Origin of the sequence: Phytoactinopolyspora limicola, from assembly GCF_011320225.1 — a bacterium.
Lineage (GTDB): Bacteria > Actinomycetota > Actinomycetes > Jiangellales > Jiangellaceae > Phytoactinopolyspora > Phytoactinopolyspora limicola.
Genome location: NZ_JAAOEN010000009.1, coordinates 73,654 through 94,790, shown reverse-complemented (window position 1 = coordinate 94,790; position 21,137 = coordinate 73,654). Strand labels below are relative to the sequence as shown.

The following is a 21,137-nucleotide window of genomic DNA, read 5'->3' as shown; positions in this document are numbered from 1 at the left end:
CTCTTAGAAGTACACACCACGGCGCGCCCGTGTGTGGCATCCAGCATGACCGTACAATGTTACAGACATGACAGCTACTACAGTTGAGGCAGATTAGACCGGGCGCGTGCATAGCATGCAGGAATGGATGACCGCCACAACCCAAACGCTGAGTGCCAGCGACGTCGATACCCGCGATTTGAACCAGGTCGCAGCCCTGGCCGAGACCCTCCCCCAGGGATCGCCGCTCGCCGTCGTCATGCAACACTTGGTCGCTGCGGTCCGCAAGGGCCGGGACGTCACCATCCTGGCTTCGGATGAGCACCTGACGCCGAACCAGGCCGCAGACCTCCTACACGTGAGCCGTCCGCACCTGCTCAAGTTCATGGACAACGGCGAACTCGACTTCTATCGCGTCGGCAACCGTCGCCGCATCCGCATGGCCGACCTGCTCGACTTCATCGCACGTCGCGAACGCGCCAAGGCCACCGTCGCCAGTGCGTTCGGCAACCCAGCGTTGGTCGAGCAAGCGCTGCGTGATGGCGCGACCGAACTCACCGACAGCGACCTCGACGAGTTGAACGCACTGTAGCGCCTAGCCGTGAGCACGAACCACGTCCCGCATACGCCACGAACCGGCTGGCCGTTGACAGCCGTCGACCAGGAACTTGACGCCGACGTAGTGAAGACAGGTCGGCTCTTGAGCAGCATTCCCTGCTAGCTGATGCTATGAGCCGAATGTCGGCTGCAGATCACGGCCGACGATGCCGGCCAGCCGCGCAACCTCCTCCTTGATGGCTTGTTCAGGTAGCGGCCGCCCGTCGAGCCAGACGACAATGACCTCGTCGCCCTTCCGCCTCCATGTCCCGCAAACGACTCCGCCGACGATCACCACATTGGCCTTGCGTGTCACCGGGTCCCGTCGGGACAGCGGGGTGACGTGGACATCCTTAGTACCAGGCCCCATGACCCACTGGTCATGACCGGGAAGCAACCGCACCGCCTGCGACGGGCGCGCGGCACCGACGGAGTCGGCGTCCGCACCGAGAACGAACGCGGTGGTGCCCTCGACGTCGACCGCGACCAGCTGGTCGCGAACTTCCGTCAGCCACCGGTTGAGCCGTTTGCGGCCGGCGCTTAAACCCTCCCCGAGCCAGTAGTGGATGTGGTCGAAGGTCGCCGGCCCGTAGGTGCGCAGGTACGCCATGATGGCTCGAGGACCAGCGTCGTCGAGGTCAGGCACACCCGCCCACCTCGGGTTGGTGTCGAGGCGCTGGAAGGTGTGCTGCCGGTCGCGGGGCGGCCCGATGCTCATGTCACCCTGCCAGGTCAGCGGCTTGACCAGGGTGCCCGCGCCCTTGTCGAAGACCGGCTTCAGGTGCCGGTAAGCGCGCTGGCTCGCCAGCACATCCCCGAGCTCAGCAAGCGTCAACGGCCCATCGCTGAGCGCCTCGCGCACGGCCGCCCGGAAATCGGGCCAGTCCGACGGCGTGAGCCGGTAGTGCTCGACCCAGCTCGGCAGCTCCCACTGCCGCCCCGCCGATCGGAGTGCGAGGTAGATGCCGCCCTCCTCGGGCGAGAGGTAGTGCATCGAACCGCGGAACGCGAACACCTTGATGACATTTCCGTCCGCCAGCGCCTCCGCTAGCTCGCCGGAGCGCGATGTCGCGCGACGGGTTCTCACGGCAAGCTCAGCAAGGGATTCATCCATCGACAGCACCGCACCGAGCCGTCGGACCACCTCAGCTACCGGCTCGGAGCCCACTGGGTCAAGCATGTGTCGCTCCAACCGCCAGGCCAGCGCCTGGCTCCAAGTGACGGAAAGGTCGGCGGAGGCATTCACTCCCCTAGCCTCGCACCGATCCCCGACAATGGGCGCCCTTCAGGGGTGGCAGGTTCTCCCTTCCCTGACGAAATGACGGCTCGCCTTCTGCCCTCTCCACCTCGCGCCAAACCACCGCGTCAAGGCGTCAGGAGCACACACCATGTGACGGATGGGCACAGTCTCCTCGCGTCCGCGATGGATGGCGATGTTCCTCAGCACGAAGTCCGAGCCCTGTCTTCACGACGCCTGCGCTTATTGGCTCGAAGCTCCACGAAAGTTCAAGGCAGTGGGCCACTGGACGCGAGAGCGACGACAGCACGCCGACGCAAGCACGGCTTCGAACCTCATGAATGGTGAGTCACTTCGCCGCGACTAGCCCTGACGCCGCCGGTTAGGCCTTCGGCGCTCGTCGTGCCAGACAGCGTGATCAAGTAAGCGCGTCTCAACAGGCAGCCGCTCGGCTGCACCAGTCAAGATTCGCTCTGCGTCAGGTGGCGTCACATCTCGCCCGACCGCTCGGGACGGCCACCGTGTGATCATCCGGTCCGCCTTTGATGCCGGGCATCCCTGTGTTCATGAGGAAGTACCGCCAGGTCAACCCGCTGCGCTGCCCGGGCAAGCTGAGCCAGCTCTTCTTCAGTTGCTGATGAACCGCTTCGTCCCTCAATACCGCCTCAAGGTCGCTGCAGTCGCGGACTGAGGCCGCAACGAGTAGTTGGGCTGCCTCATAGATCACTTGGGTCTTGTAAGGCGCCGTTGTGCGCTGCCAGGCACGCCAGTGATTACTCAGGGCATCTGCGAAACCCTCAGGCCCACCGCAAGCTTCGATCTCGCTCAAGAGCTCTGCCGGTGCGGACCAAGTTGAGCCACAATCTCCTGAGTTACACAAGAGATGTCGGAATCCAGTACTTCGTCATTACGCAAGGGGCACCTCGCCCATACTGGCCTTGTTTGCCAACAGGAGTTCCTACCTGTCGGCTTGAGGTCGCTCTGAAACCGCATCATATCGTCGCGCCTCGACTCTGCCAGGACGCGACCGGTGTGCTGCCGCGCGCCCTAGACTCGATAGTTCTGGTCGATCACAGGAGGGATGATGGCGACGCGCAGGGTTGACGCGACTGCAATCCGGCGGTGGGCTCTCAGGGCCGCCGCGGCCTCTGCGCGTCTCGAGCATCGCGAGGTGCCCGAAGGTCACGTCCGCCCCCGCGAAGTCGAGGAGTTCTTGGCGTCGCCCCAGTCGACAGCGTCCAATGCCTGATGTCCTTCGACCCTGAGTATGGCGAGACGCTGGTCGCCGAGAAGGACCTGGAGTCGCTGGAGCACGCCATGCAGTAGTCGCTGATCCGGTTCTCGCAAGACCAATGTGCACGACCTACTGCTGCGCTCGAGTGTCAGCGAAACGGATGACGGAGTGGGACGCGTCGAAGAACAGACTCGGCTAGAACCGCGGGCGACGACGCAGCCGCACACCAATCGATCGAAACGTCACACCCGCTCTTGCGCAGGAGCGCGTGGGACGGCAGTGGCCGACTTCTTCCCTGGCACTAAAACGCTCTCCGCTGCTCCATCTCTTCGAGTCGCTGTTGCAGTAGTGGCTCCACGATCCTGTCGATGACCCGGCTGGCGATAGAACCCACTTGCTCAGCGAACTCCTCTTCAGTCATGACGATCATGCCTGGCGAATCGGGTTCTAGTCCCGCGTTCCGCGACCGGCGATCGCCGTCTCGTTCCTCGTCGAGGCGCTCGAGCACCCAACGGCGCATCAAAACAGACGGGGCCAGGTGGCTCTTCTGTGCAACCGCTCGGAGTTCCTCCAGCCGATGGACCGGGATTCGAAGCGAGTAGACCTGTGAGGGGTCCTTAGCCTTATGGCGGTTGCGGACATACAGCGCATCATCGACCGTGGCGTTAGCCTCGGCCTGGTCGGCTTCGTCCGCAAGGATCTTCTTGATCGAATCTGTCATGTCCGGCCTCCTTCCCCGTAGTAGAGCCTCATCGTTCGCGAGTCGGCCGCCCAAGCCGTCGCCCCCCCCCCAGTACTCCCCGTCCTCCAAGGCATCGATGTCCTTGGGGACCAAGATGACGACCAAGATCCGGTTCGCCGATGGACTGTAGCCCACAATCCGGATGGACGTTCCGCTTTTACTTGATGGGTCTGGCGCTAGGACGAGACGTTCCTCGTCAAGAGCGGCCTCCGTCGCCCACTCCGGTGCGAGGTCGATGTCGCCGGGATGGCGCATCGACCGGGTCCGAAGGTGATCACATCTTTCGCTCCAGTCCACACCTTCGATGGGGAGGACTGAAGCTTCGTAGCCAAAGAAGCCGTCTCACTCACCTGTAGTTACGTAATACAGCGTATGACGAATCGACTTTGATCGCCAGCCCCGATACAGAATTGGAACCGTCGTGGCTCACAGCCGTCGCCCGCTCCCACCGGGTGGAGGCGGCACCCTAATTCTTCTCCGCTGCCGGGTGACCAGGCGACTGCTACTCCGGTGAGCAGCGGAAACTTCCGTCCAGGCGACGCCGGTTCCGAGCATGGAAAGACCTACCGAGCGGTCCTCTCCCGCTAGGCTGATGATCGTTGCTACGTCGGGCCAAGCGAAGGACTGGGACTTTCGGTGAACGAACAGCAGGACGCGTCCGAACCCCCGGGCGGGGAACACCGCGTCCCTGGTCAGTCTCGAACGCTTGGAGCCATCGCCGATGGGCTTCGGTCCATGCGCTCAGCCGCCGGGCATCCGTCGTATGCGGAGATCGCCCGCCGGGTCGGCCAGCAACGCGCTGCCCGGGGCGTGCCTGCCAGTGAGCAGAAGCCCGCCCGGGCCACCGTCTACGACTGCTTCCGCACCAACCGGCGCCGACTCGACATCGATCTCGTCGTCGACATCGTCCGCGCGCTTGGTGCCGACGACGCCGAGGCGGCACGGTGGGCGCAAGCGTGCCGCGTCGCGCAGAGCCACGCCGACGCGGCAACCGTGGTCACCGCCTACGCCGAACTGCCGACGCAGATCGATAGCTTCATCGGCCGCGACGACGCGCTCGCGGCCATCCTCGCTGCCGACCCGCACGCCTCACCTGTGTTCTCCATCGAAGGGATGCCAGGCAGCGGCAAGACCCAACTGGCCATCAGGGCGGCGCGTGCCCTCGTCGAAGCGGGCCATGCCGACGGTGTCCTCTACGCGGACCTCCGTGGTTTTCACCCTGACCATCCAGCGGCCGACCCGGCGTCGGTGCTCGATGCGTTCTTGCGGCTGCTGGACGTGCCCGGCAGAGAGATACCGGTCGGTCTCGCCCGCCGGCAGGCACTCTTTCGGGAGCACTTGATGCTCCGTCGCCGCGTCGTCGTCCTCGATGACGCGGCCGGTGCCCATCAGGTCCAGCCACTCATGCAGAACGTGCCTGGGACGGTCATGCTGCTTACCAGCCGCACCACTCTCAGCGAGGCGGTAAGTGCGGTCCGCATCCCCCTTGAGGTGTTCAGTCTCGAGGAGTCGGTAGCGCTGCTGCGGGAGGTGGCCGGCGCCGACGTCGTCAACGCCGACATCGCCTCGGCAACCGAACTGGTGACGGCGTCGGGCTTCCTTCCGCTAGCCGTTGGGCTCACCGCGACCCGGGTTGCGGCCCGCCCGGGCTGGAAGCTCGCCGACCACGTCGAACCGCTACGCACTCGTCGCCGCGGCCTCCGCCTGGACGACGCCGTACAAGCAACCTTCGAGCTGTCGTATGCCGCGTTGTCCCGAGGAGCCCAGAGCACGCTGCGCCTGCTGGCCACCCAGCCCTGTGCCGACCTCGACGAAGCCGCCATCGCTGAACTCACCGACACCGACACCGCCCGGACGGCCACACATCTGGCCGAACTCGTCAAACACCACGTCGTGACCCGGCCTCGACCAGCGCGATACTCGCTGCACTCGTTGGTCCAGATCCACGCCCTGGACCGCTCGTACGACGAAGATCGTCCGGCCGAACGGGCGGCTGCGCTACACCGGCTGTGCGAGCACCACGTCGCCATGGTGTGGGCCGCTTACCGCGCCACCTACGCGCTCATGGGTCCCAGGAACCGGGACGCTCCCCCGGGAGTCACCGTTGCCGAGGTGGACGAAGAGTCGGGCCGGCAGTGGCTCGGCGCCAACATTGGGAACATCCTGACTCTGGCGAGCCAAGGAGCCGAGCTAGGCGAGCCAGATCTCGCGATCCATCTGTCCGATGGGCTGGCGTGGTGGCTCAACCGGTTCGGACGCTACGGCGAGGCGCGGTTGGTGCATCGGATCGCCCTGGATACGGCCGTCTCGCGGGGAAACCAGGTCAGCGAGGCTCGGGCCAACCTCGATCTCGGACAGATCCTGGTCCGGCTCACCGAATGGGATACCGCCGCGGACCATCTGAACCGCGCGGCCGACACCTTCGAGAACATGGGCGACCCATATGGCGCCAGCTCGGCGGTCAACGCACTCGCGATCATCGATGTGCATCTCGGGCGGCTGTCCGACGGTATCGACCGGTTCCATCGTTCGTTGGAGCTGAGCCGGGCGGCTGGAAGCGCTCATGGCGAAGCGAACTCCCTGGACAACATCGCGATCGTGCATCGACGCGCGGGTCGGCTCGAGGAAGCCGTCGACTACCACGCGAAGGCACTCGACAAGGCTCTGGAGATCGGCGACAAGTACATGCAGGCATCGGGCCTGACCAACGTCTCCGAAGTCCAGCTCCTGCTCGGACGTCGCGACGACGCCCTGAAGTCGGCCCGTCGCGGACTCGATATCGCACAGTCGCTGAACATCTCCCCCACCATCGCCTACAGCCTCGACAACATCGGCAACATCCTCTCCGCCGACGGCGACCACGACGGCGCGCAGCAGCACTACCTCGAGGCGTTGCGGCTCAGCCGGGAGATCGGCGATCTACACCTGGAGGCTAGCGTCCTCAACAACCTCGGAACCAACCTTCGACGCACCGGCGAGTACACCCAGGCGCGCAGCCGCCATAGTGACGCGCACGCGATCAGCACGAAGAGTGGCGACACGTTCGAGCAGGCTCGCGCGCTCGACGGGCTCGGTGCGCTCCACGCCGCCGAGGGGGCCACCGGCGACGCTCGGCAATGCTGGACCGACGCCCCGGCCATCTTCGAGCAACTCGGCTCCCCCGAGGCGGCCGACGTGCGGGACCGCCTGGAAAGCATGCCCAGCGCATGAACAGCCGGGCTAAGAGCTTCCGCCAATAGTCTAGGGCGCGCGACTCAATCGTCGGATACCTCGTACCGGGCGGCGAGGGTTTTCGCACGGTCATGCAGGGCGGTACGCAACGAGTCTGGCGCGAGAACTTCGGCGGCGGTATCCAGTTGCCAGATCGCCCATACCGCGTGTCGCAGATCCTCGAACGTTACGTCGAGTCGGACCCAGCCGTCCGCTTCTGGTTCCTCGGCGCGGACAGCCCGGGCTGTGTTCAGCAGTTCTTCTCGGCGTGACGGCTTAACTCTGACGAGCACTGCGAGGTGATTCTCGGAGAGGAACTGGGCGCTGCGTTCGGCCCAGATCCGGTCGAGGTCGATCTGCGCGGGACGCTCCGCCAGTTCGGCAAGTTCCTCGGCGGTCAGCATCCGCGACAGCCGGTAGGTTCGATCTTCTCCGGACTTGGTGGCCAGCAAGTAGGTGCGGTCGCGGACAGTGACCAGACCGATGGGGTCAACGGTGTGTGAGCGAGGCTCCTTGTTGGGTGCGGCGTAGTCGAAGCGGAGCTTGTGTCCGGTGAGCACCGCATGGCGGACCTCGCTCATCACCCCACTCGCCACGTCCTCGGTGACCGGTCGCCGTGAGAGCAGGTCGATCTCCGGTTCGACCAGGAAACGCTTGGCGGCGTCGTCCAGGCTTGCTCGATGACCTTCGGGCAGCGCGTCGACCACTTTGCGCATCGCGGAGGCCAGCGCCGTACTGAGGCCGAAGACCTTCTCGCCGCGTCCGGATCCGGCTGTGAGCAGCGCGAGGGCTTCGTCGTGATTCAGGCCGGTGAGTTCGGTGCGGAAGCCGGGCAGCAGCGAGAACCCGCCGTGTCGGCCTCGGTCGGCATAGACGGGAACGCCCGCCGTGGACAGCGCGTCAATATCGCGCAGCACGGTGCGTGCGGACACTTCCAGCTCGCTGGCCAGCTCGTCCGCGGTCATCCGCCCGCGCTGGCGCAGCAGCAGCACCAGCGAGACCAACCGATCCGCACGCATAGATTCATACTTACCAAAAAACATGACACAAGATGTCGTGATTCCTTGGAAGGCTGGCTTTGCGAGCGTCGAAGACGGCGGCTACCGAACCGCCGGGCGCACACAGCCCAACGATTGGAATGGCAATGGATCGAACAGCAGTCAACCCGGTGACGTGGTCGCTGGAGATGGGGTTCAACCAGGGGGAGGTCGTCTCTGGGGAGACCCGGACCTTGTACATCTCGGGCCAGACCGCGATGAGCAAGGAGGGCCGTCCCCAACACGACGGGGACATGGCGGCGCAGCTCGCGCTGGCCGTCGACAACCTCGAAGCCGTGCTAGGCGAGGCCGGCATGTCGCTGGCGAACCTTGTCCGCCTCAACGTCTACACCACCGACGTCGACGCGCTGTTCCCGCACTACGGCATCCTCGCCAGTCGGCTGGGAGCCGCCGGCGTTGCCCCCACGACCACGATGCTCGGGGTCACCCGCCTTGCGATCCCCGGCCAAATGGTCGAACTCGAAGGAACCGCTGTCGCGTAGCGCTACCTGGCCGATCCCGCTGCTCGTGCCGCTCCGTCGGCACGAGCAGCGGGATCGCGCGGCGGCGCCTCCTCGACCGTCTCCGCAGCGGCGGCCAGCCGCCGGACGCAGTGCCGCTACTTGACTCGGTGCAGTACGGAACAGTACCGTACCATGCAGTCGCAGGCCAGTGATCTAGCCCGCGTCCCTCTTGCTTCCTATCGATCGCAAGACCGAACTCCGGCGCGAGGAGCCTCATGCATGTCGCCAATCCCCCAACCATGACCACCGACCCACAACGCACCCGGATCTTGCTCCAGTGCGGCGTCGCCATCGCGCCCCTATTCCTTGCGGTCGCAGCAGTGCAGATGATCGCGCGGCCCGGCTTCGACATCACACAACATGCCGTCAGTTCCCTGCAGAACGGTGACTTCGGGTGGGTGCAGTCAGCGAACTTCATCCTCTGCGGACTGCTCGCCGTTCTGTGCGCACTGGGTTTGCGCCGACGCCTGGCTGGCTCACGGGGCGGCACATGGGGACCATCACTCGTCGGTGTCTTTGGGATCGGAATGATCATCGCCGGGCTTTTCCCACCCGACCCCGCGTTCGGGTTCCCGGAAGGCGCGCCGGAAGGGGCGCCCGATGCCATGAGCACGACAGGTGGCCTTCATAGCCTGGGATTCTTCGCCGCGTTCCTGACCCTGATCGCGGCGTGCTTCGTCTTAGCCCGACACTTCGACAAGACGCTCCACACTTGGCGCAACATCTGCCTCATCGCAGGCGTCGTGACACCACTACTCATCATTCTCGGCACAGTCGCATCTACCGACACGCCAGGTGTCTTCTACCTCGCCGCTGGAACAGTCTCGTTCACCTGGCTGTCTGCCGTCGCTTCGGCGGTCAGGAGCGGACGGCCATCGGCACCCGATCCGGCGGCCGCGACAACGGAGTAGTGGTCAGCCCGCCTCCGGCCGGTACGCGCGGAGGAAGGCCCGGCCACCCGCGGTGATGGTCTCGACCAGCTTTGACTCGTCGACCGGCATCGATACGGCGAACATCCGCTGATTGCTCGGAATCCACAGAAGCATCCCGGCAAAATGGTGCGCCGCGAGGTGCGCGTCCGGAATGTAGAGCAGCTCCCGTTCCGCGAGAATCGACAGGCAGCGCGCAACAGAGTTCACAACGCGCAGGAAACCTTCCTCCCAGTACAGCAACCCGAGATGCGGGAACCGGGTCGCCTCGGCGATCACCAGACGGCGCAGTTGCTGTACGTTCGGCGACATGATGGAGCCGGTGAACTGCGTCGCCATCAGCTCGATGGCTTCGTCCGCCGATGCGATGTCCCGCATCTGATCCACCAGCGGGGCAAAGGGATCGTCGACGCGATCGCAGGCAAACTGGATCAGCGCCGCGAACACACCTTCCTTGTCGCCGAACTCCTTGTAGAGCGTCTGCTTCGATACGGACGCGGCCGCGGCAAGCTGATCGGTGGTAGTCCCCACATAGCCGTGCGCAACGAACACGTCTAGCGCTCGTTCGAGGATGAACTCTCGCTTCTGCGCCAACCTCGCCGCATCCATCTTGACCTCACATTCGGATTTGCGGAACAACACCTTGGCCTAAGTACCGAACAGTACCGTACAATGTTGGTACCGATCAGTACCCTACGCGGAAGGACCTGTGGCCCTACGGTTCCCCCGGCGGGAAACGACCCCACCCTGCCGGCTCCGGCCGGCACCTGACACCATCCCCCAGCCTGACCACCACAGGACCCACCACAGGACCCACCACAAGACGACTCCAGCTGAAACGAAGAAGGGGTAATCAGATGTCTTTCCAGGCATACCTTGACAGCATCGAAGACAAGACCGGGCTGACCCCACGCCAGCTCATCGACATCGCCAAAAGCCGGGGCTACGACGCACCCGACGTCAAGGCCGCGGTGATCCTCGAATGGCTCAAAGACGACTACGGGCTCGGACGCGGACACGGCATGGCGCTCGTACAGGTCATTAAGAAGGGTCCAAAAATCGACAGCAAACATGTCGGCACAACCGGTTCACACCGAGATGAATCTGACACGCTCTGGCTCGACGGAAAAGCGACGAGGAAACCGCGCGAATAGGGCGCCGGATTGGGACCGGAATCGGGCGCCTGGAGTACAAGGTGCGTGGAGGGAGCCGCACGCCGCACGGGGTGTCTCTATCGTGCTGCTAATCCCGATCTAATCTAGTTTCCGCGCCCGCCGGATCGCCAGATGCGTGCTCATCCAGCGGTCGGGGGCTACTGCCGACGAACAGTTTTCGGACCACGAGGCCGAAGACAATACCGGCGATAAACACGAACAGGATTCGGAACACCTCGTCCCTGATCGCGAGGTTCAATGCGAAAAGCGCGATGAGACCGTAGCCGAGAACGAGCCCACCAAGGGCGAGACCCTTGCCCCGGTTTCCACGCATGCGGATCTGCCCCCTGGCCAGGTGGCCGAAGAGCACCGCCAGCACACCCAGCGCGGGCGCCAGCGACATGAGCGACACCCTGGACGTTCCCGACAGCCCGAGCCCGGCGCTGTAACACGCCACCATCCCAATACCAAGGATGAACGACGCCACGGCGAGCGGACTCAGCCGCGCGCTTTGCTCGAACGACTCGGGGGTCCGATATTCTCTACTCATCGTGCCTTCCTGGTCAGCGGAGCAGGAGGCACCACCCTAGATGTGGCCACTACATGGGCGGTATAGCCGGACTACGGGACTTAGCCGCCGGTGCTAAACGCCGAATCGAATGCCGCCTCGGGGGAATCGAACGCGATCCGGCGGGCAAACTCCAACGCCTCCGGAGCGCCCACCAGCCGGTCCATACCAGCGTCTTCCCACTCCACCGAGATCGGGCCGTCGTACCTGATGGCGTTCAACATCCGGAACGCCTGCTCCCATGGCACATCGCCGTGTCCCATTGACACGAAATCCCAGCCCCGCCGGGGATCCGCCCACGGCAGATGCGACCCCAACCGGCCGTTTCGGCCGTTACCGGTCTGCATCTTCGTGTCCTTGCAGTCCACGTGATAAATCCGGTCCCGGAAGTCCCATAGGAAGCTCACCGGATCGATGTTTTGCCACACCATGTGCGACGGATCCCAGTTCAACCCGAAGGCCGGTCGATGGCCGATCGCTTCTAGCGTCGCCACCGTCGACCAGTAGTCATACGCGATCTCCGACGGATGCACCTCATGGGCAAACCGCACTCCCTCGGCATCAAATACGTCGAGAATCGGATTCCACCGATCCGCGAAGTCCCGGTACCCGGCCTCGATCATGTCCGCCGACACCGGCGGGAACATCGCGACATACTTCCAGATCGCCGAGCCGGTGAATCCGACCACCGTGTCCACGCCCAGCCGGGCCGCGGCCACCGCCGTTGTTTTCATCTCCTCCGCCGCCCGAACCCGCACACCTTCGGGATCGCCATCACCCCAGATCCGGTCCGGCAGAATATTGCGATGCCGCTCATCGATCGGGTCATCACAGACCGCCTGACCCTTCAAGTGATTTGAGATCGCCCAGACCCTCAGGTTGTATTTCTCCAGCGTGTCCAACTTATCGCGGGCATACGAGTCGTCCTCAGCCACCCGCCACACGTCCAAATGATCACCCCAGCAGGCGATCTCCAACCCGTCGTACCCCCACTCCGACGCCAGCCGGCACATCTCCTCGAACGGCAGGTCTGCCCATTGACCGGTAAACAACGTGATCGGCCGGATCATTAGTCGCCCTCCTCTTCGTGCGTGGCCACCACCACCCCGGCACCTCCGTGGCGCCTTAGGCGTGGTCTGCGGCCACGACCTCAAACTGGACGCTATGGGGGCTTTCAACAGACGTCAAGCAAAAGTTGTATAGCTGTAATATGACTACCGTTCCCCGTGCTTCAAGAACCGGTGTGCTTGAATGGGAAGCGTGGTCAACAGCGTGTGGCCGACCGCAGACGGCGTACCTCCGGTCGACGATGCACAGCGGGCAGCCGTGGCACAACCATCGTTGTCAGCCGGCGCCGCGTGGCTACTACGCATGCTCCGCGACGGCGCCCCCCGCACTCGCTCCGAGATAGCCGACGCCACTGGTCTTGCGCGATCAACTGTTGCCCAGCGGGTTGACACGCTGCTCAGCAGCCGGCTCGTGGGGCCGGCCGGCGAGGCCAGGTCAACCGGAGGTCGACCACCAGCACAGTTCGCATTCAATCCGTCCGCACGTATCGTGCTGGCCGCTGATATCGGCGCCACCCATGCCCGCATCGCCGTGACAGACCTCGGTGCGACCGTTCTGACCGACCACCGCGCCGACCTCGGCGTTGACCGCGGCCCCCAGGACGTGTTGGCCTGGGTTGTTGAACACGGCCAGCGACTGATCCGAGAGGTCGGCCGCGACATATCCGAGGTAGCCGGTATCGGTGTCGGCCTGCCAGGTCCGGTCGAGTACGCCACCGGCCGGCCGATCAGCCCCCCGATCATGCCCGGTTGGGACGGCTTCGACGTCCGCTCGTACCTGAAGTCGGAGCTGGGGCTGACGACGGTTGTCGTCGACAACGACGTCAACATCATGGCGGTCGGCGAACACTTCAGCAACTACCCGGATATCGACAACCTCGTCTTCGTCAAAGTCGCCACTGGCATAGGCAGCGGCATCATCATCGATGGCGCTCTTCGGCGCGGCGCTCAGGGCGCCGCCGGTGACCTCGGCCACCTGAACGTCCCCCACGGCGAGGAAGCGGTCTGCCACTGCGGCAACACCGGCTGTCTCGAGGCCGTGGCCAGCGGCGACGCCATCGCCTCGAAACTACGAGCCCGGGGCGTGGAGGCCGAGACCAGCAACGATGTCGTACGGCTAGCCCGCTCGGGCTCGGTCGAGACGTTGACACTTGTCCGTGACGCCGGCCGTACTCTCGGCGAAGTCCTCGCCTCCGTCGTCAGCCTCCTCAATCCCTCCGTCATAGTCATCGGCGGCCCCATCGCCGAAGCCGGAGAAGGTTTACTCGCCGGTGTGCGCGAGGTCGTATACGGCCGCTCGCTCCCCCTCGCTACCCAACACCTGCGGATAGTCCGCTCACACACCGGCGAACGCGGCAGCGTCATCGGTGCCGCCGTCGAGGTGGTCGAACATGTCCTGGCTCCCGAGCACATCGACAGCCTCCTTCACACCACCTGAGTTCAAGAAGCCGGTTAGTGCGGTGCGGCCTCTGGGTCGCCGCACCACCCAACGCCGGGGGTCGGCACCACACAGATGCGATGCCGACCCCGGCGTGTTGTCCGACGACCCTCAGGCCATCCTCAACAGTCAGGCCATCCAGAACAGCCGGACGACCCTCGGCTACTCACTCATCCACTAGCGTGGAGCTGCGTGCGTAGCGCTTCAGCCAGATCGATCAGCTGCGCCGTGACCTCCTCGTCGTCGACCTCTTCGGCGAACGAGATGAACCGGTCGAGAGCCTGCTCGGCCTCGCTGATCTTGCCCCGGTTTGCCGCGCGCTCGGCGATGGACAGCTGCGTGCGCAGCTTGTTGTACGAACGCCGCTGAACCGCACCTTCCTCGTGAAGCTCATCGAGGATGGCCTGCACCGCCTCGTAGGTGACGTCCTCGTCGTCCTCGCCAGCTACCCGGAAGTAGTCGACGTAGGCGTCCACCTCGATCGCGCCGGTGTCACCTGCCGCGACCAAGCCGACCGTGGCGTCCTCCTTCACCACAGCCGCGCCGTCCAGGTCCGTCCAGTCCTCACCATCAACCGAGTAAGCCGCGGTGAGTTCCGAGCCGTCGCTGGCCAGGCGCAGGTGCACCGTGTCGGGGTCACCGGGGACCGCGACGTTGTTGGCGTGCCACGTCCGTGAACCGTTGGTCTCGGACTGGAACTCGAGGAACCGGTTGGTGGCCGAGCTGGCGGTGTAGCTCACCCGGACGTAGTTGTCGTCGTCCGCGTGCAGCATCAAGCCGCCATATTGCCATTCCCGAGTGTGCTCGAGCGTGAGCCGGGTCTCGATCTCCCACTCACCCTCGAGAGCCGGCTGGCCGAGGTAGCTGATCGGGCCAGGCTCGCTCTCGTTGATGTCGCCGTTGGTGACCGGCAGCACGAGCTGTCCGTCCACCTGGGTGACCTCCGTGCCCGGGGCGGTACGCAAGACACTCCAGCGGCAGCCGTCGAGCGCGTCGCCGTCGAACTCGTCCGATGGTGCCCGCACACCGCCGTCCGGGTCGTCGTCCGGGCACTCCAGCTCCGGATCATCCGGATCATCCGGGTCCTGCGGGTCAAGGTCGAGCTCGAAGTCCGAGAACACCGCCCGGCTGGTCTGGTTGGCGTTGTGCGCCGTGACCACCATGCCGATGTCCTGGATGTCGGCGGCGCCGGGGAGCACCTCGGACGGTCCGACCTGGATGAAGTTCTCCCCGTCGGAACTCCGGTATGCGGTGTAGGTGTCTCCGTCGCGGACGATACGCACCCACGCCGGATACTCGTGCTGCCCACCGCCGTCACTGGCATTGAGCTGGCCGTTGCCGGTCGTATCCCGCAGCCACTCGTAGGCGTTTCCGGCCCGCATCGTCATCGCCGCGTATCCCGGCGAGGTGCCGGGCGACGTGACGTCGTTGCGGACGATGAGACCGGCCTTCGCCGAGTTGTTGGTGTTCTGCTGACTCTCGATCTTGACCGTCGCGGCCCAGCGAGTGCCCGCTGCCGACGGCAAGTACAGCGACCCGTACTGGTCGGTCGCCTGCCACATGTTCGCGCCGTTGGCGGTGACGGCCCACTGGTTGCCGCCCAGCCGCTCGAACTCCGCCGTGGTGTTGGCGAAGGTCTCGAAGTCGCCGAACAACTCGCCCACCTGAGCACGCACGATCCTCGACGTCGTGGTCAGACCGAGGTTATTGGTCGCCACCGCCGTCAGCTGGTAGACTTTCTCCTCCTCGGCGTTCCACGTGACCGTGTACGGCGCGGACCCGTCGACGCCGATCGAGTCGCCGTCGACGAAGAACTCGACCTGGGTGATCTCGTTCTCCGCGTCGCTGGCCTCAGCCGTGATCTCGACCTCACCTGCTTCGAGCTGTTCGCTCCCGTCAGGTGAGGTGATCCGGACCTCCGGCCGGGACTCCGGTGAGATCCCCTTGCCCACGGCCTCGAAGAAGTTCACCCGCACGTCCGACGGGTCCGGGAAGACGAGGTAGAGGACGAACGTCTCCCCTGGGTCGTCGAGCTCCACCGCGACGTCGACGAACCGAGACAACCCGCCGGTGGCCGGAACCTCGGCCGTACCGAGCAGGTCGCCGTCCGGTGCGTCCCGGCGCAGCTCGACGGCGCCACCGGCCGCCGAGGCCACCCTCAGCGCGATCGAGTCGATGTTGGTGAGGTTCACCGGGTCGTACGCCGCCCATGCACCGCCGCTGCCCGAGATGACCTCGTTGCCGGCCTCGACGTCGTTGTTGCTCGACGTGGTGATGCCATCGGAGGAGGTGAAGTGCTCAGCCTGCTTGAACTTCGGCTGCAGCACCACCGTCTGCGACCCCACGAGTGGCGGCGCGGTGTCAGTGCCCTGATCGGTGTAGCGGCCGTCGAGTACGTAGAACGCATTGTCCGTTCTCGAGTGCCCACTCAGCCCAGCCGTGATCGAACCGGTCAGCCCTTGGATCGGATCGAATGAGTGGGCGTGGTCGTCATGGCCGATGGCCGGCTGGACAACCGCGTTCTCCGCGACGATCTCCTCGTCCTCGGGGTCACTGACGCTGAGATCCCAGCTGATCTCGTCGCCCCACTCGAAGAACCCGCCGTCCGGTGGCCAGGTGAACTCGACATCCGGCCGGGTGTTGCCGACGGTGATGGTGGCCACCGCGACACCGGTCATGCCGTTCTCGTTGGTCACCGTCAGCCGGGCGCTGTACACGCCGTCCTCTGTGTAGGTGTAGGTGGGGTTGGGCTCAGTGGTGTCGGTCTCACCGTCGTTCTCGAAGTCCCACTCGTAGGTGAGTTCGCCACCTTCGGGGTCGTGGCTCTTCTCGCTGGAGAATTCCACTTCCAGCGGGCTGTGCCCGGAGTCCGGCGTCGCCTCGGCCACCGCGATCGGCGACCGGCCGTCCGGCACGTAGTCGATCCGGTACAGGCCGGAGTCGGGGTTGTGCCGGCCGAAGCCGCCGCCCCACTCGAGCACGTACAACGAGCCGTCGGCGCCGAATTTCAGCTCGATGGGGGCCAGCCACTGCTGCTCCGGAGGTGGCAGGAAGTGGTTGATCTTCTGTAGCCGCTCCCCCTCGTCCGCGTTGTGGTCGACGATCATCGAGTACAGGCGGTTCTTCGACCACTCGTAGTAGAACGGCTTACCGCTGTAGTACTCGGGGAACTTGGTCTCCGACTCGTTGTCCGGGTCGAACTGGTAGAACGGCCCGCCCATCGGCGCCAGCCCGCCGCCCTGCGGGATGATCTCCGGCACGGTGGACATCTGGTAGCCGTAGACCATGTCGTTCATGACCACCGGCGGCAGCTCTTGCAGGCCGGTGTTCCGCGGTGAGTCGTTGACCGGGTTGTCACAGTCGAACAGCTCGCCGAAGGTGCGCGGGTTCGTGGTGTAGTCCACGTCGCGGTAGGGCCGTTTGTCGCCGTGGCACATCGGCCAGCCGTAGTTACCCGGCTCGGTGATCAGTGCCCACGAGACCATCCCCGTCGGGCCGTAGTTGCCGCAGTTGTTCAGGTTGTTGCAGTCCGGCCCGTAGTCCGCCAGACCGATGTGTCCGGTCACCGGGTCCACCGCGAACCGGAACGGGTTGCGGAAGCCCATCGCATAGATCTCGGGCAGCGCCAGCTCAGGGTCGTAGACCCCGTCCGGGAACAGGTCGTCGAACCGGCCACTGTTGAACATGTTGCCGTCCGGCACGGTGTACCCGCCGTCGGGCTGCGGCGTGATCCGCAGCAGCTTACCCCGCAGGTCAGCGGTGTTCGCCGAGGTCTCCCGCGCGTCGTGGAAGGTCCCCTCAATGGTCGACAACGGGGCCGACGACGGCGACGGTTCGGTATGCGGGTTGATGTCGTCGCCCACCGATAGCAACAGGTTGCCGTCCGGGTCGAAGCCCAGCCCACCGCCGGTGTGCCCCGGCTGATCGAAGCGCTGCTTGGGAATCTCGATGACCACCGATTCGGAATCGGGGTCGATGACGTTACCTTCCCCAACGGTGAATCGCGAGAGCCGGTTGACGTAGACCGACTGATTGCTGACCGGCGCGTAGTAGACGTACAGCCAGCCGTTCTCCTCGAAGTCCGGGTCGAGCACAATCGACTTCATGCCGTCCTCACCGCCGGAGTAGACCGGAATGGTGAGCGCGGTGGTGGTGGTGTGTGTCTCCGGGTTGAACACCCGGATCTGGCCGCGGACCAGCTCGGTGAAGAACACCCGCCCGTCCGGGGCGATGTCCATACCGAATGGTGCGCTGGTGTCGGTGTCGAGCGACACCTTGTCGAACGAGTCCCACACCGTACCGCCGCAGTCGCCTTCGGCAGCGCCGGCGATCCATTGGATGCCGCCGACCATGTGCTGGACCACTTCCGGCTCGTCGTAGTGCGCGGGGAAGTGTCCGAGTGCCGTGGCCCAGGCCCGGCCGCCGTCGTACATCTTGCACCAGGCGAGCGGGTGGTCGTAACCCATGGCGTGCTGCCCGGGGTTGTATGTGGTCTCGTCGATCGACAAGAGGACGTGCGCGTCGCCGCGGACGTTGGTGGAGAAGTTGTACCACTCGTCATTGCGGACCCACTCGAAGCCTTCGAGGTGCGCCGTCGACGGGTGTGTGCTGTCTTCCACCTGCACGGTCGCTTGGAGACCGTTTTCGGCCGGGTTGTTGTCGGCATGCCCAGGCATCAGCGTGCCGACGAGATCGTCCCACCACTGGTAGTTGCCACGCATGTCGGTGGCGTTGTGGACCGCGGCGATGCCGTTGCCGGCCTGTTGATACCGCTCCATGGCGGCCTTCTGCTCGTCGTTCCACGGGTCGCCGTTGGTGTGGAACATCACCAGGCCGTCGAACTGGGCGAGGTCTTCGTCGGTGAAGATGGCAGGGTCGTCCGTCGCCACCGACGTGATGCCCACGTCTTCGAGCGCGTTCTGCACGATCGGTGTGCCGTACTCGATCGCGTGATCGTGCCACGGTCCCGCGGCCGTCGCGGTAAAGATCAATACGTGTGCTTCGCCGTGCTGGTCGTGCTCGTCCGGATGCTCGTGCGCCACCGACTGGGCGGTAGCAAGTAGCGACAACCCCAGTGCTGCGGTGACGGTGCCGGCCAGCGGCCGTTTCCACCATCGATGTCGGGCCACGTTCATGCAAGTCCCTCCAAGCCGAGACCCCGGGCATAACCGACCGGCGATCTCTCAAGAGCTTCTGATGTGGTCGAAGCCCGCACGGAATGCAGGCCGGCGGTCCAAGTCCGGTGACGGCTAGCGCATCACTCCCTTCAGAAACGACAGGCCTTCGACGGCGAGCGCATCTTGACTCGCGGCTAGGGGCCGCCAGATCGACGCCGCGGTCGCGATGGTCTCGTTCTCCGCGGTGAAGGATTCGATGACCAGCGGCCCCTTGTACTCCGCGGCGTCGATCGCGGCCACGATGCCCGGCCAGTCCAGATGGTCCGCCCCGGGTGCCCCCCGGTCGTTGGCGCATACCTGGACGTGCGCGATCCGTCCCGACGCGCGCCGGATCGCCGCCGGTACATCGCGCTCTTCGATATTCATGTGGTAAACGTCCAACGCCAGCCCACAGCCCGCGACCGGCAGTCCGTCGAGGGCTTCGAGTGCTTGGTCGACGGTGTTGATCAGGCTGGTCTCGTATCGATTGAGTGGCTCGATGGCAACGCTTACACCTGCCTGGATCGCGTGATCGACCACCGGCGCCAGTCCGTCGCGCAGCTCGGCATAACACTTGCCGCGGTCAGCGGCGTCCATTCGCCAGGTCCGGCCAACGGAGGTGTAAGCCGGACCAGCGATCACCGGCGAGCCCACGGCAACCGCGACGTCGATCACGTGACATAGGTAGTCGCGAGTGGTGGCGACCGTTCCCCGGTCGGCCGCCACCAGCTCACGACCCTGTCCCATGACCAGGACGACGCTGGCGGACAAGCCGAGGGAGTCCAGGAGCTTGGCGGCGCGATCCGGGTGCCAGTCACCGGCGTTCTCCACCGGCAACTCGATGACGTCGAACCCCCACTCGGCGATCCGCGGAGCCAGTTCGGCCAGCCGCTGGTCGGTCAGCGGGGACGTCCATACCCACGTGTTGACACCAAGCTTCCTCGTCACGCTTGCCCTCCTGGCCATCCAGCGCTCGCTACCGGTCCTGCCACACGTCCGGGAAGCCCGGCAGGTCCTCGCCCCCGAACTTGGCGTAGTGCAGGCTTGGCATGTCGGCATTGCGGTCGAGGAACTCGTCGCGATCCGCTTCGGTGATCGGCTCCTGAGGCAGCACCCACTCGCTGGGTACTTCTTCGCCGTTCCAGATCTTGACGGCCGCTTCGACCGGCGTACGCCATTGGAAGTTCGAGTACACCGGCGCGACGGCGGTGAGTCCGGTCTCCTGCCACTTGCGCATGAAGCTCAGCTCGTCCTCACCCGCGATCACCGGGTAGTCGTTTCCGGTGTCCTCAAACGCCTCGATGGCGGCGACGGAGCCGTCACCGGCGTCCATCCAGATGCCGTCGACGTTGCCTCGCTGCAGGTACTGCGTGACTTGATCCTTGATCTGTGCGCCATCTCCGCCGGTGAACTCAAAGCCCAGCACGTTCAGCTCACTAGCACCGAAGATCTCCTGAGCAGCCGCCCAGCGGTGCTCGAGGACATCAACTCCGGGCAGAATGCGTAGCGCCAGGACCGACGCCCCTGGCTCCAGGTTGTCAACGAGGAACTCCGCCGCGTCGGCACCGTAGGCGTATCCGCCGATCGGATGGATGAAGGTCACCATGCAGTCGGTGTTGACACCGCGGTCGAACACGATCACCGGAACGCCGCTGTCACAGGCGGCCTGGACCGCTGGCGTAAGGGTGGCGGTCGTCGATGGGGAGATGATCAACGCATCGCAGTCGCCAGCATCGATGAAGGTCTGGATGTCCGAGATCTGCTGGTTGTCATCATCCGCGGCGTCGGAGACGCGGAACTCACCGATGTCACCGCTGTCCTGGTAGACCTCCACCTGCTGCTGCATCGTGATCCACCCCGTCACCCGCCACGGGTTGCTGACCGAGGCGTTGGAGAAACACAAGGTGTTGTCGCCGGTCTCCGCCGCGAACTCCGACGTGTCGGTCCAGTCGGGGTCGATCGCCTGCAGCCACGGCTGATCCGCCGGGCCCTCGGGTTCTATGTCACGCTGCGCCAGCTGCCGCTCGTAGTCGGCGCGGACGAACCAGTCGTCGTCCTCGCGCTGGTCGTCATCGCCGGCGTCGTCGGCATCGCCATCACCGGCGTCGTCGTCCGGTTCGTCGTCGCCGGCGTCGGCGTCGGCCTCAGCGGCGACGTCATCCCCCGGGTCGGCCGCGTCGTCCGGATCGTCTGTTGAACAGGCGGACAATGCCAGTGCCACTGCCGCGGCGCCGGCTAGTAATACGCGGGACTTGCGCATCTGGT

Annotated in this window: 15 protein-coding genes; 6 read left to right on the top strand and 9 right to left on the bottom strand. The window is 65.1% G+C overall.

Translation table 11 applies throughout. The features are described 5' to 3' along the window. Window positions 1-127: 127 nt before the first annotated feature. Window positions 128-571: a helix-turn-helix domain-containing protein gene (locus G8760_RS19780; protein ID WP_166354368.1), complete on the top strand. Its 444-nt coding sequence runs from the start codon at window positions 128-130 to the stop codon at window positions 569-571. Between the two features lie 135 nt (window positions 572-706). On the opposite strand, the gene G8760_RS19775 is transcribed toward G8760_RS19780, so the two are convergent. Continuing rightward, window positions 707-1,756, bottom strand: a complete 1,050-nt coding sequence (locus G8760_RS19775) for a DNA glycosylase AlkZ-like family protein (protein ID WP_166354366.1) — start codon at window positions 1,754-1,756, stop codon at window positions 707-709. Window positions 1,757-3,348: 1,592 nt separating this feature from the next. After that, entirely contained in the window at window positions 3,349-4,044 is a 696-nt protein-coding gene (locus G8760_RS19770; RefSeq protein ID WP_166354364.1) for a hypothetical protein, read from the bottom strand. Window positions 4,045-4,425: 381 nt separating this feature from the next. Between G8760_RS19770 and G8760_RS19765 the strand changes: the two genes are divergently transcribed. Then, entirely contained in the window at window positions 4,426-6,999 is a 2,574-nt protein-coding gene (locus G8760_RS19765; RefSeq protein WP_166354362.1) for a tetratricopeptide repeat protein, read from the top strand. Between the two features lie 44 nt (window positions 7,000-7,043). Here the strand turns inward: G8760_RS19765 and G8760_RS19760 are convergent, their stop codons facing one another. Next, a complete protein-coding gene (locus G8760_RS19760) occupies window positions 7,044-8,018 on the bottom strand; it encodes a helix-turn-helix transcriptional regulator (RefSeq protein ID WP_166354360.1) in 975 nt (324 codons plus the stop codon). Window positions 8,019-8,143: 125 nt separating this feature from the next. On the opposite strand from G8760_RS19760, the gene G8760_RS19755 reads away from it, so the two are divergent. Both G8760_RS19755 and G8760_RS19750 read left to right on the top strand, forming a co-directional pair. Then, window positions 8,144-8,539: a RidA family protein gene (locus G8760_RS19755; protein ID WP_166354358.1), complete on the top strand. Its 396-nt coding sequence runs from the start codon at window positions 8,144-8,146 to the stop codon at window positions 8,537-8,539. A 236-nt stretch (window positions 8,540-8,775) separates the two neighbouring features. Then, a complete protein-coding gene (locus G8760_RS19750) occupies window positions 8,776-9,471 on the top strand; it encodes a DUF998 domain-containing protein (protein ID WP_166354356.1) in 696 nt (231 codons plus the stop codon). 3 nt (window positions 9,472-9,474) lie between these two features. On the opposite strand, the gene G8760_RS19745 is transcribed toward G8760_RS19750, so the two are convergent. Continuing rightward, window positions 9,475-10,098 (bottom strand): TetR/AcrR family transcriptional regulator, encoded by a 624-nt coding sequence (locus tag G8760_RS19745; protein WP_166354354.1) that lies wholly within the window; start codon window positions 10,096-10,098, stop codon window positions 9,475-9,477. 248 nt (window positions 10,099-10,346) lie between these two features. On the opposite strand from G8760_RS19745, the gene G8760_RS19740 reads away from it, so the two are divergent. Beyond that, window positions 10,347-10,643 carry a DUF4287 domain-containing protein gene (locus G8760_RS19740; protein ID WP_166354352.1) on the top strand — a complete coding sequence of 99 codons (297 nt, stop codon included), beginning with the start codon at window positions 10,347-10,349 and terminating at the stop codon, window positions 10,641-10,643. 88 nt (window positions 10,644-10,731) lie between these two features. Here G8760_RS19740 and G8760_RS19735 read toward each other — a convergent pair whose 3' ends face one another. Further along, complete coding sequence (locus G8760_RS19735) at window positions 10,732-11,193, bottom strand: DUF4190 domain-containing protein (RefSeq protein ID WP_166354350.1); 462 nt, start codon at window positions 11,191-11,193, stop codon at window positions 10,732-10,734. A gap of 80 nt (window positions 11,194-11,273) precedes the next feature. Next, window positions 11,274-12,281 (bottom strand): sugar phosphate isomerase/epimerase family protein, encoded by a 1,008-nt coding sequence (locus G8760_RS19730; RefSeq protein WP_166354348.1) that lies wholly within the window; start codon window positions 12,279-12,281, stop codon window positions 11,274-11,276. Between the two features lie 181 nt (window positions 12,282-12,462). Between G8760_RS19730 and G8760_RS19725 the strand changes: the two genes are divergently transcribed. Then, on the top strand, window positions 12,463-13,716 hold the full coding sequence (locus G8760_RS19725; protein ID WP_166354346.1) for an ROK family transcriptional regulator: 1,254 nt from the start codon (window positions 12,463-12,465) through the stop codon (window positions 13,714-13,716). Window positions 13,717-13,886: 170 nt separating this feature from the next. Here the strand turns inward: G8760_RS19725 and G8760_RS19720 are convergent, their stop codons facing one another. From G8760_RS19720 to G8760_RS19710, 3 genes are all read right to left on the bottom strand, one after another. Further along, window positions 13,887-18,851, bottom strand: coding sequence for a ThuA domain-containing protein (locus G8760_RS19720; protein ID WP_166354344.1), 4,965 nt, complete (start codon window positions 18,849-18,851; stop codon window positions 13,887-13,889). Window positions 18,852-18,965: 114 nt separating this feature from the next. After that, window positions 18,966-19,820: a sugar phosphate isomerase/epimerase family protein gene (locus G8760_RS19715; RefSeq protein WP_207782531.1), complete on the bottom strand. Its 855-nt coding sequence runs from the start codon at window positions 19,818-19,820 to the stop codon at window positions 18,966-18,968. Window positions 19,821-19,848: 28 nt separating this feature from the next. After that, window positions 19,849-21,132: a substrate-binding domain-containing protein gene (locus G8760_RS19710; RefSeq protein ID WP_166354340.1), complete on the bottom strand. Its 1,284-nt coding sequence runs from the start codon at window positions 21,130-21,132 to the stop codon at window positions 19,849-19,851. Between the last annotated feature and the right edge of the window lie 5 nt (window positions 21,133-21,137).